The following is a 3016-nucleotide window of genomic DNA, read 5'->3' on the forward strand; positions in this document are numbered from 1 at the left end:
GGGTGATCACCGGCGTCACGCTCCCGCGAGCCGGGCCCGCGCCCCCGCGCACCTGATGCAGGCGTCGTCGTGCGCCACGAGGGCGGGTAGGAGTGGTGTTCGTTGCCCTCACTCACACAGGTTCCGACCATCACGTCCCCACGAGGTGGCCGCGCGGCTCGGAATCGGCGTGTCCGTGGGGAGCCGGCCCCTCCGGCGAGTTCCGCGACCACTCAGCGAGGTTCGATTGAGGAAGCACGGCAGGAAGACGCGCCATGGGATGGCGGCCGTCGCCGCGATCGCGCTGGGCGCGTTGGTGATACCGCCCGCCGCCACGGCATACGCGGAGGGACGGGGGCCAGGCGGTGCCGTACCCGTGAGCGCCCCTGACACGGCGCCCTCCGCCTCCGTGGCCCATGTCGTGACCCTGGTCAACAGAGCCCGCCGCAGGGCCGGTTGCTCCCCGGTGACCCTGAACGCGAAGCTCGCGCAGGCCGCTCGTCACCACAGCGCGGACATGGCGCGCCACCGGAACATGTCGCACTGGGGATCCGACGGTTCGGGTCCGGGCCGGCGGATCGCGCGCGCCGGCTACGACTGGAGTGCGTACGGCGAGAACGTCGCGTACGGATACCCCACTTCCGCCGCGGTCATGGCGGCCTGGATGTCCAGCCCCGGCCACAGACACAACATCCTGACGTGTGAGTTCAGGGAGATCGGCGTCGGCCTCGCACAGCCCGGCGGTTACTGGACCCGTTACTGGACCCAGGACTTCGGCACGGCCCGCCGGCCGGCACCTCGCGGCACCTTGTGACCCACTGGCGCGATCGGCGCCGACGCGGTCGAGCCGGGGTGAGTGGTTCGACGGCCGAGTCGGCTCGGAGTGCGACGCCCTGTCCGTCCCATCGGCCCGAGTCCCGAGCCCTTCGGAGATCGGCGCCTCGGATCACAGGTCGGCGGCGCGAACGGTGCGACCGGGCCGGTCTACTTCACCGTGACGGTGACGGTTGGTGAGACGGTCTTGTCCGCCATGACGCGCAGTTGTTCCTTGCCCTTGGAGTTGAGTTTGGCTTTCAGGGTGTAACCGCTGCCGTTCTTGAGCGTGGTGCTCGCCTTCAGCGAGTTCCACTTGCCGTCCTTCTTGTGCTGGAGCGTCACCTTGGTGTGGATCTTCAGGCCCTTGGAGCGTCCGGTGAACGTGACCGACTCTCCCGCCTTCACCTGTGTCTTGTCGGCCTTGATGGTGATCGAGCCCTTGCCGGACGGTGCGGCCTCCGTGGTGTCGGCCCCGGCGAGACGGGGGTTCGAGACGGTGGTCTGCCCGGCGGCCGCGAAGGCGCCGGCGGTGCCGGCCGACAGCAGGGCGGCGGACAGGGCACCCGCGGCGAGCGCGCGGGCGGTGTGAGAGCGGAGCGTGGACATCACGTTGGACTCCTCACGAGAAGGCATCCCCCAGGTGGCGCGCCCGGCGCACTGACCGGTCGGATCGCCCCGTACCAGGCTATTTGTGTGCGCGATGGACGGCTACTCGACCTCCGTGCGTTCCCCCGGGGAGCCGGTTCGGCGTGTTGGCCGGGGCACCGTCCAGAAGGGCGCGGAAGGCAGCCGAGCAGGGGGAGGGCCCCGGATCTTGACGGCCCGGGGCCTTCCCCGTACCTCCTCACTCCGCGGTCGCGATCACTCGGCGGACGCGCGAACCGGGAACGAGGACCGGAGCCCGGCTTGGCCCGAGGGCGCGGCCGGGCACCGCGCGTTACGCGCTGAAGCGGTGGGTGCCGGAGCCGACCCGGTACACCGCGCAGCCGTCCTCCTCACGCAGGAAGGTGCCGTGGTCGTGGGTGACCGCCCGCCGGTCGACAGCGGGGATCCACACCTCCGCGGTCGTGTTGGGAGGCACGCTGCAGGTCAGGGCGAAGCGGCCGGACCGCGTGCGCCACTGTGTGGAGATCGGGCCGTAGACCGAGGTGAACGTGGCGCGGGCGGAGGTGACGTCGCCGCCGGGGCGGGGCCGCACGACGATCTCGCGGTACCCGGGCCGGCCCGCCGCGATACCCGCGATGTTCGTGTACATCCACTCGCCGACCGAGCCGTAGGCGTAGTGGTTGAAGGAGTTCATGTCCGGCGTCTGGAAGGTCCCGTCGGGCTTGATCGAGTCCCAGCGTTCCCACATCGTGGTGGAACCCTTGTCGATCTGGTAGCCCCAACTGGGGAAGGAGCGCTGCCGCAGCAACCGGTAGGCGACGTCGGTGTGCCCCGCGTCGGTGAGGACGGGAAGCAGCCGGGGCGTACCGAGGAAGCCCGTCGACAGATGCCAGTCCTTGGCCTCGATCAGGGCGACGAGACGGTCGGCCGCGGCCTTTCTCAGCGTGTCCGGCAGCAGGTTCATCGACAGGGCGAGGACATACGCGGTCTGCGTGTCACCCTTCACCCTGCCGTCGACGGTGACATAGGCCTTCCGGAACGCCTCGCTCGTCCGGCCGAAGAGATCGAGCCAGGGGGCGGCGTCCTCGTCGATCTCCCGGGCGATGCGGGACGCGAGGTCGGCACTGTGCGCGAAGTACGCGGTGGCGATGACGTCCTTCGGCGTCTCGTCGTCGACGTTCAGCCAGTCGCCGTACCCACTGGCCGGCCGCAAGAGGTGGTCACTGTTCTTCTCCAGGTACTTCAGCCAGGACTGGACGGACGGCCAGGCATCCTCCAGCACCTGGCGGTCCCCGTACGCCTGGTACAGGGACCAGGGAACGGTGACGCCCGCGTCGCCCCAGCCCGCGACGCCGTTGCCGACCGTGCCGACCATGGGCGCCACGTCGGTGAACGCGCCGTCCGCCGTCTGCCCGTCGCGCAGGTCGACGAGCCACTTGCCGAGGAAGCGGGCCGACTCCATCGTGTAAGCCGCGGTGGGCGCGAAGACGTTGATGTCACCGGTCCAGCCCAGCCGCTCGTCGCGCGCGGGTGTGTCCGTCGGGACGGAGAGGAAGTTGCCGCGCTGACCCCAGGTGATGTTGCTGTGCAGCTGGTTGAGCATCGGGACGTTCGT

The 3016-nt window shown here is 70.1% G+C and carries 3 protein-coding genes; 1 reads left to right on the plus strand and 2 read right to left on the minus strand.

Annotation, left to right across the window (positions count from 1 at the left end):
- Nucleotides 1–355 precede the first annotated feature (355 nt).
- Complete coding sequence (locus ABZV34_RS38045; protein ID WP_356287447.1) at nucleotides 356–793, plus strand: CAP domain-containing protein; 438 nt, start codon at nucleotides 356–358, stop codon at nucleotides 791–793.
- A 170-nt stretch (nucleotides 794–963) separates the two neighbouring features.
- On the opposite strand, the gene ABZV34_RS38050 is transcribed toward ABZV34_RS38045, so the two are convergent.
- Nucleotides 964–1401 (minus strand): hypothetical protein, encoded by a 438-nt coding sequence (locus ABZV34_RS38050; protein WP_356287453.1) that lies wholly within the window; start codon nucleotides 1399–1401, stop codon nucleotides 964–966.
- Nucleotides 1402–1732: 331 nt separating this feature from the next.
- Nucleotides 1733–3016: alpha-L-rhamnosidase C-terminal domain-containing protein (locus ABZV34_RS38055; protein WP_356287450.1), on the minus strand; the 1284-nt coding region annotated here is incomplete at its 5' end.

It is taken from the genome of Streptomyces sp. NPDC005195, assembly GCF_040608315.1.
Lineage (GTDB): Bacteria > Actinomycetota > Actinomycetes > Streptomycetales > Streptomycetaceae > Streptomyces > Streptomyces kaempferi.

Bases quoted from the DNA above. Each gene is read 5' to 3' on its own strand.
- ABZV34_RS38050 (WP_356287453.1), bottom strand. From the start codon at position 1,401: ATGTCCACGCTCCGCTCTCACACCGCCCGCGCGCTCGCCGCGGGTGCC.